The organism is Spirillospora sp. NPDC049652 (genome assembly GCF_040675125.1).
Classification (GTDB): domain Bacteria; phylum Actinomycetota; class Actinomycetes; order Streptosporangiales; family Streptosporangiaceae; genus Spirillospora.
Genome location: NZ_JBFAOF010000329.1, coordinates 1 through 7,141, shown reverse-complemented (window position 1 = coordinate 7,141; position 7,141 = coordinate 1). Strand labels below are relative to the sequence as shown.

The window sequence follows — 7,141 nt, the reverse complement described above, 5'->3', positions numbered from 1 at the left end:
CGATGGCCGCGGCAGTGGTCCACGGGGCGGTCAGGGGGGCGGTGACGGTCGTGAGCGGTCTCACCCGGCGCATGCCCCGACGGTAGGCGGGGCCTCCGCGGCCGTGAAGATCCGGCCGGATTCGCAACCGAATCGCAACCGGTCATCGGCGAACGGCGGTGTCGTGGGCCCGTGGCCGCCTCGTCGCGGGCCACCTTGTCGTGGGCCCGTGGCCGCCTTCGTCGTTGGCCCGCGACCGTCTTGGTCATTGGCCCGAGGCCACCTTTGGGGCCGCAACGCGTCCTCGCGGACACGTGCGTTGTCTACTCGGTGGCCTCGGGCCTTCCGATCCACGTTACCGACACGGCCGTGCCCGCCGCAAAGGAAGCGGGCCTCCGGAGCGATCTTTCTCGTCCGGCCGGACCGCCGGGGTCAGCCCTGGGGCGCGTCGCGGAGCATGCAGGTCAGCCGGGCCGTGCAGACCCGGCGGTCCCGGTCGTCGGTGATCACGATGTCGTAGGTGGCGAGGGTCCGGCCGCCGTGCACGCGCGTCGCGACGCCGGTGACGTGGCCCGAGGTGGCCGCCCGGTGGTGGGTGGCGTTGATCTCGATCCCGACGGCGATCCGGCCCTCGCCGGCGTGCAGCGCCGAGCCCACCGAGCCGAGCGTCTCGGCCAGCACGCAGGACGCGCCGCCGTGCAGCAGGCCGTACGGCTGGGTGTTGCCCGCCACCGGCATCCGCCCGACCACGCGCTCCGGAGAGGCCTCCAGGTACTCGATGCCCATGGACGTGGCCAGATCCCCGGTCATGTCCAGGCCGCCGAGGTCCATGCCGTGGTCTCCGGCCGCGCCCCCCGGCCCGCCGGTCACCGTGACCTCCCGCTCCTCCGTCACCGAGCCGCCCTGCTGCTCCTCCGCCACTGAGCCTCCCTCAAACTGTCGTACGCGCAGACTAGGCTCCTGGTGTGGCGACCCAAGCATCGACCCCTGACAAGCACGACCGGCTCCTGCTGCTCGACGGCCACTCCCTGGCCTACCGGGCGTTCTTCGCGTTGCCGGTGGAGAACTTCAACACCAGCGACGGGCAGCCCACCAACGCGGTGTACGGCTTCACCTCCATGCTGATCAACGTGCTGCGCGACGAGCAGCCCACGCACATCGCGGTGGCGTTCGACCGGTCCGAGCCGACGTTCCGGCACGAGCAGTACGTCGAGTACAAGGCCGGGCGGCAGAAGACGCCGGACGAGTTCCGCTCCCAGGTCTCGCTGATCTTCGAGGTGCTGGACGCGCTGCGCATCCCGCGCATGTCGGTGGCGGGCTTCGAGGCCGACGACATCATCGCCACGCTCGCCACCCGCGCGTCCGCGCTGGACATGCGGACGCTGGTCGTCACCGGCGACCGCGACGCCTTCCAGCTGGTGGACGACAAGGTCACCGTCCTCTACCCGATCCGCGGCGTGTCCGAGCTCGCCCGCATGGACCCGGCGGCCGTCGAGGCCAAGTACGGGGTCCCGCCGCAGCGGTACCGCGAGCTCGCCGCGCTGGTCGGCGAGTCCAGCGACAACCTGCCGGGCGTCCCCGGGGTGGGCCCGAAGACGGCCGCCAAGTGGCTCGCCAAGTACGGCGACCTCGACACGCTCGTCGCCCGGGTCGACGAGATCAAGGGCAAGGCGGGCGACAACCTGCGCGAGCACCTGGCCGGCGTGCTGCGCAACCAGCAGATCAACAAGCTCGACTGCGACGTCGCCCTCGACCTGACGCCCGACCGGCTCACCATGGGCCAGTGGGACCGCGAGGAGATCCACACCCTGTTCGACTCGCTGCAGTTCCGGGTGCTGCGCGAGCGGCTGTACGCCTCGCTGACGACGGCCGAGCCCGAGGCCGACGAGGGCTTCGACGTCGAGCTCGACACGCTGGAGCCCGGCGCGCTGGCGACCTGGCTGGAGGCCAACGCCCCGGCGGGGGAGCGCACCGGCCTCGCCGTCACCGGCACCTGGGGGCGCGGCACCGGGGAGATCACCGCGCTCGCCGTCGCGTCCCGCAAGGGCCCGGCCGTCCACCTCGACCCGGCCCAGCTGGTCGAGGACGACGAGCGCGCGCTCGCCGCCTGGCTCGCCGACGCGTCCCGGCCGAAGGCCGTGCACGACGTGAAGGGCCCGATGCTGGCGCTGGCCGCGCGCGGCCTCGCCCTCGAGGGCGTCACGACCGACACCGCCCTGGCCGCCTACCTGGCGCTGCCCGGCCAGCGCACCTTCGACCTGGCCGACCTCGTGCTGCGCTACCTGCACCGCGAGCTCACCAACGAGACCGAGGACTCCGGCCAGCTCACCCTCGACGGCTCCGGCGAGCAGGAGGCCGCGCAGGACCTCGCCGTCCGCGCCCGCGCCGTCGCCGAGCTCGCCGACGTGCTGGACGCCGACCTGGAGCGGCGCGGCGCGACCCGGCTGCTGAACGACGTCGAGCTGCCGCTGACCCGCGTGCTGGCCGACATGGAGCGGGCCGGCATCGCCGTCGACGCCGACAACCTGGCGTCGCTGTCGGCGTCGCTGGGCGGCCAGGTGAAGGAGCAGGAGCAGGCGGCGCACGACGCGGTCGGGCACGAGTTCAACCTCGGCTCGCCCAAGCAGGTCCAGCAGGTGCTGTTCGACGAGCTCGGCCTGCCCAAGACCAAGCGCACCAAGACCGGCTACACCACCGACTCCGAGGCCCTCACGGGCCTGCTGGCCAAGGAGGGGCACCCGGTCCTGGAGCGCATCCTGCGCTGGCGCGAGGTCGCCAAGCTCAAGTCGATCGTCGACTCGCTCATCCCGATGCTCGACGACGCGGGCCGCATCCACACCACCTTCAACCAGATGGTCGCGGCCACCGGGCGGCTCTCGTCCACCGACCCGAACCTGCAGAACATCCCGATCCGCACCGCCGAGGGCCGGCAGATCCGCGAGGCGTTCGTCGTCGGCGCCGGCTACGAGTCGCTGCTCACCGCCGACTACAGCCAGATCGAGCTGCGGATCATGGCGCACCTGTCGGGCGACGAGGCGCTGCTGGAGGCGTTCAACTCCGGCGCCGACTTCCACACCATCACCGCCTCCCGCGTGTTCGGGCTGCCGCCCGAGCAGATCGGCACCGAGCTGCGCGCCCGCATCAAGGCCATGAACTACGGCCTGGCCTACGGGCTGTCGGCCTACGGCCTCTCGCAGCAGCTGCGCATCCCGGTGGACGAGGCGCGCCACCTGATGGACGAGTACTTCGAGCAGTTCGGCGGCGTCCGCGACTACCTCGCGAACGTGGTCGACCAGGCCCGCCGCGACGGCTACACCGAGACCATCCTCGGCCGCCGCCGCTACCTGCCCGACCTGAACTCCGACAACCGGCAGCGCCGCGAGATGGCCGAGCGGATGGCGCTGAACGCGCCGATCCAGGGGTCGGCCGCCGACATCGTCAAGGTCGCCAGCCTCAACGTCGACCGCGCCCTGCGCGAGCGCGGCATGCGGTCGCGCATGCTGTTGCAGGTCCACGACGAACTGGTCATCGAGGTCGCCCCGGGCGAGCTCGACGGCCTGACGTCGCTGGTCGCCGAGCAGATGGCGGGCGCGTACGACCTGCGCGCGCCGCTGTCGGTCTCCATGGGCACCGGCCGCACCTGGCAGGACGCTGCGCATTGATACAGTCTCGGCCCACGTCGCTCGCCTAAAGGCTCGCTACGTGACCGTGCCTGGGCGAACGCGGCATCGCTTCGCGATCAGCCCGGCTTCGCTCGCCTTCGGCTTCGCTACGCCGGGCTGGTCACGCGTTCGCGCGCGTGGTTGGGGCCGCTTCGAAACGGACCTTGGAACACCGCTCGTTGACAGAGTCCCGGCCCGCTTCGCTCGCCTGGCGGCTCGCTTCGTGACCGGGTCTGGGTGAACGCGGCATCGCTTCGCGATCTGCCCGGTTGCGCTCGCCTTCGGCTTCGCTACGCCGGGCTGGTCACGCGTTCGCGTGCGTGGTTGAGGCCGCTTCGACACAGACCCGAGTCCCCGGGCTCCTTCGGGAGCCTGGGGCCTTGCGTTCTGACGTCCCGGGGGCCCTGGCCTCGCGGTCTGGCGAGGGGGCCGTTTCTTTTGTGTTCCTTTGGTGTTTCGTGGCCGGACCGGGGGACGCTCGCGGGCTTAAGGTAGATCACTCGGATAGGTGCTACTTGTCCATGCCCGCGTAGGTTTCGACCGACGGGAGGCCCGTGCCGCTCCTCCACAAGATCGCCGGAATCGTGGTCCTCTGCGCGCTCGTCCTGGGGCTGGCGTTCCAGGACCACCGCCCGCGCCACGCGCATCACGCCAGTACCGCCGGCTCCCATGACGGGATGTCCGCCGGACGGTCCCCGGCGAGCCCGGCCCCGGCGTCCACCCCGCCGTCCCCGCCCACGCCCTCGGGGACCCCCAGCAGCCCCGGCACGCCGTCCGCGACGCCGACCGCCGGGGCGGTCGCCCCCGCGACGCCCGCGGCCGTCCAGGTCAAGGCCAACGAGCTGGGGCAGGTCCCGGTGTTCATGTACCACCGGATCATGAAGCACCCGGAGGCCTCGCTCGACCGCTCGACCAAGGAGCTGTACGCCGAGCTGACCCGGCTGGCGGACTCGGACTACTACCCGATCACCGCCGCCGAGTTCGCGTCCGGGCGGCTCGACGTGCCGCTCGGCAAGCACCCGGTCGTGCTGACCTTCGACGACAGCACCCCCGGCCAGTTCTCGCTGGACGCCCGCGGCGGCCCGGCCCCCGACACCGCGGTGGCGATCATCCAGCAGGTCGCCCGCGAGCACCCCGGGTTCCGGCCGGTCGCCACGTTCTACTGCAACGAGGACCTGTTCGGGCTCGGGCCGCGCGCCGCCGAGGGCCTGCGCTGGCTGATGGGCAACGGGTTCGAGGTCGCCAACCACACCGTCACCCACCCCGACCTGCGGACGATGGGCAAGAGCGGCGTCCAGAAGGAGATCGCCGGCATGGAGGACAAGCTGTTCTCCCTCACCGGCCGCCACACCACGACGTTCGCGTACCCGTTCGGGTCGATCCCGCACAACCGGGTCTGGGCGCAGCGCGAGGACGGCAGGTACTCCTTCGAGATCGTCTTCCTCGCCGGGTGGAAGCCGTCCGAGTCGCCGTTCGACAAGGTGTTCGACCGCTGGGCGGCCACCCGCATCCGGTCCGAGGGCAAGATCAGGGAGAATGACTGCCGGACGTTCTGCTCGACCGCCTGGCTCGACTGGCTCGACGACCACCCCCGGGAGCGCTACACCTCTGACGGCGATCCGGGAACCGTCACCTTCCCCAAGACGTTCGAGAAGCGACTGGCAAAGCAATATCGCTCCTACGCGCGCGAGTACTGACACGGGCGCCGACCGGCCGGATCGCCTGTCCCCAGGGGGCTGGCGAGCCCTCCCGGCACCCGGGTCAGGGCCCGGTCCCCGCGTGGTGAGCGCGTGGACGCCGCCGCCGCGATTGACCTGAGGGAGCAGGTCCCATATTCTGATCGCTGCGCTGTGGGCTTGTGCGGCTTCGGACGGAGCAAGCTCGCGCTCGGTCAGGTCGTCGACATCGGTTCGTGCTCGACGCGGGTCCTCCGGGGCCTGTGTCTTTCTCCGGTCCTCGGCAGGGCGGAAAAGAGCCCTCCGCGCGTGTATTGACACCTCTCAATGTCCGTATCCGGAGTCAGCCGACACATGACGAGCAGCACCGAGGCCACCTCGACCACCCCGCAGGTAGCGGTCAACGACATCGGGTCCGAGGAAGCGTTCCTCGCCGCGATCGACGAGACCATCAAGTACTTCAACGACGGCGACATCGTCGAAGGCACCGTTGTCAAGGTCGATCGGGATGAAGTCCTCCTCGACATCGGCTACAAGACCGAAGGTGTCATCCCGTCCCGTGAGCTCTCCATCAAGCACGACGTCGACCCCAACGAGGTCGTCGCCGTCGGAGACCACGTCGAGGCCCTCGTCCTCCAGAAGGAGGACAAGGAGGGTCGCCTGATCCTGTCCAAGAAGCGCGCCCAGTACGAGCGCGCCTGGGGCACGATCGAGAAGATCAAGGACGAGGACGGCATCGTCACCGGAACGGTCATCGAGGTCGTCAAGGGCGGCCTCATCCTCGACATCGGCCTGCGCGGCTTCCTGCCCGCCTCGCTGGTCGAGATGCGCCGCGTCCGGGACCTGCAGCCCTACGTGGGCCGCGAGCTCGAGGCCAAGATCATCGAGCTGGACAAGAACCGCAACAACGTGGTCCTGTCCCGCCGCGCCTGGCTCGAGCAGACCCAGTCCGAGGTCCGCCAGACGTTCCTCAACACGCTCCAGAAGGGCCAGGTCCGCAAGGGCGTGGTCTCGTCGATCGTCAACTTCGGCGCGTTCGTCGACCTCGGCGGCGTCGACGGCCTGGTGCACGTCTCCGAGCTGTCCTGGAAGCACATCGACCACCCCTCCGAGGTCGTCGAGGTCGGCCAGGAGGTCACGGTCGAGGTCCTGGACGTCGACATGGAGCGCGAGCGCGTCTCCCTGTCGCTCAAGGCGACCCAGGAAGACCCGTGGCAGCAGTTCGCCCGCACTCACCAGATCGGCCAGGTCGTGCCGGGCCGCGTCACCAAGCTGGTGCCGTTCGGCGCGTTCGTCCGGGTCGAGGAGGGCATCGAGGGCCTGGTCCACATCTCCGAGCTGGCCGAGCGCCACGTGGAGATCCCCGAGCAGGTCGTCCAGGTCGGCGACGAGATCTTCGTGAAGATCATCGACATCGACCTCGACCGGCGCCGCATCAGCCTGTCGCTCAAGCAGGCCAACGAGGGCGCCGCGGCCATGGAGGAAGAGGACTTCGACCCCACCCTCTACGGCATGCCCGCCGAGTACGACGAGCAGGGCAACTACAAGTACCCCGAGGGCTTCGACGCCGACACCGGCGAGTGGCTCGAGGGCTACGACGCCCAGCGCGAGACGTGGGAGCGGCAGTACGCCGAGGCCCGCGCCCGGTTCGACGCGCACCGCAAGCAGATCGAGGAGGCCCGCAAGGCCGAGGCCGAGGCGGAGGGCGCCCCGGCGCCGTCCGGCGGCGGCGAGACCTCCTACAGCGGTGGCGCCGAGTCGGAGACGACCGGTGGCGCGCTCGCGACCGACGAGGCCCTCGCGGCCCTGCGCGAGAAGCTGTCC

At 70.7% G+C, this 7,141-nt stretch carries 4 protein-coding genes; 3 read left to right on the top strand and 1 reads right to left on the bottom strand.

What is annotated here, in order from left to right; genetic code table 11:
• Window positions 1–411: 411 nt before the first annotated feature.
• Entirely contained in the window at window positions 412–810 is a 399-nt protein-coding gene (locus tag AB0J52_RS21025; RefSeq protein WP_500183351.1) for a PaaI family thioesterase, read from the bottom strand.
• A gap of 134 nt (window positions 811–944) precedes the next feature.
• Between AB0J52_RS21025 and polA the strand changes: the two genes are divergently transcribed.
• The 3 genes from polA to rpsA form a co-directional block, all read left to right on the top strand.
• Window positions 945–3,641 carry a DNA polymerase I gene (polA, locus tag AB0J52_RS21020; RefSeq protein WP_500183349.1) on the top strand — a complete coding sequence of 899 codons (2,697 nt, stop codon included), beginning with the start codon at window positions 945–947 and terminating at the stop codon, window positions 3,639–3,641.
• Between the two features lie 554 nt (window positions 3,642–4,195).
• Window positions 4,196–5,338, top strand: coding sequence for a polysaccharide deacetylase family protein (locus tag AB0J52_RS21015; protein WP_500183347.1), 1,143 nt, complete (start codon window positions 4,196–4,198; stop codon window positions 5,336–5,338).
• Between the two features lie 333 nt (window positions 5,339–5,671).
• On the top strand, window positions 5,672–7,141 hold a 1,470-nt coding region (gene rpsA / locus AB0J52_RS21010; protein WP_500183345.1), incomplete at its 3' end, for a 30S ribosomal protein S1.